The organism is Vibrio sp. Vb0667, from assembly GCF_033391095.1.
Map to the genome: position 1 here is coordinate 1 of NZ_JAWPOL010000339.1, position 1,103 is coordinate 1,103.

Here is a 1,103-nt window from a genome sequence, read left to right on the forward strand (position 1 = left end):
CAAACCAAGGTCTCTTTTCATATGCTCGCTTAGCTCTTCGGATGCCCGTACGTTTTGCTTTCTTGAGTACCGATGCCTTAACTCACCACCAAACAACACGCGAAATACTCTAGTATAAAAATTTATGGTTTGTACAACTAACTTAGAAAAACTTATTTCTGGCAAGGATAATTGTTTCGTATTTTGTTTTATTACTTTCATATTCATAAACCTCAACATAATTTGTACTTAAATGTGATAATGCAACATCGATTACTAAAAAAATTTTATTTATATTTTTTGGTACAGTAATTTCATTATGGATAACGCAAGCCGCTTCAATTAACATGCTACCTTTACTTTTATTCAAAGATGTTATTTTTGATATAATGCCAACCTTACAGTTCCTATCGTTGACTAAAGATTTAATATCGTCACTGCCTGAAACGTTAATAATCCCATTTTTTATATTATTAACAATCTGCTCCAAGTGGTATTCAGAAACCACTTCTTCGTAACTTTTAAATATCATTTTCCCCCTCCGTTGATGCAAGTTATACTGTTCAGCCTCCAAAAAGACAACGTGACTCAGAGTTGCAGATAGGTAACAATCATGGAATGGCTCAATAGCGAACTCATCAACTTCGCGGCAATATGCAAACACCTCTCTTTAACTGAAGCAGCTAAGGAACTTGGAAAATCAAAGGCTCAAGTCAGTCGTCAACTCGCGATGCTTGAAACTGCTTTAGGCGTAACATTGGTGCATAGAACGACTCGAAAGCTCGTCTTAACTGACCATGGGAAAAGTATTAGTCCTCTGGCTCTTGAAACATTAAGTAAGCTACAAGAACTAAACTATAGAGCCAGATCACTGAGTGACTGTATTAGCGGTAAATTCAAGATAACAATGCCAAACTCTATAGCTTCATCAATTTTCGGCAGTATTTTGAGAAAATTACAAGAGAGATACCCTGCGGTAATTTTTGAAATTTCGTCTAGTAATAAGGTCGAGAATTTATTAGAAAGCAATGTTGATATTGCAATAAGACTAAATGATGTTGTTGATGATAATTTAATTGCGCATAAAGTTGGGAATTATAATGATGTTCTAATTTCTAATGACA

Annotated in this window: 2 protein-coding genes; one reads left to right on the plus strand and one right to left on the minus strand. The window is 34.7% G+C overall.

Translation table 11 applies throughout. The annotated features are described in order from the left end of the window. Positions 1–142 precede the first annotated feature (142 nt). A complete protein-coding gene (locus tag R8269_RS25735; protein WP_318222978.1) occupies positions 143–511 on the minus strand; it encodes a hypothetical protein in 369 nt (122 codons plus the stop codon). 81 nt (positions 512–592) lie between these two features. Here R8269_RS25735 and R8269_RS25740 point away from each other — a divergent pair. Continuing rightward, positions 593–1,103 (plus strand): LysR family transcriptional regulator (locus R8269_RS25740; protein WP_318222979.1); only part of this gene is annotated, 511 nt, incomplete at its 3' end.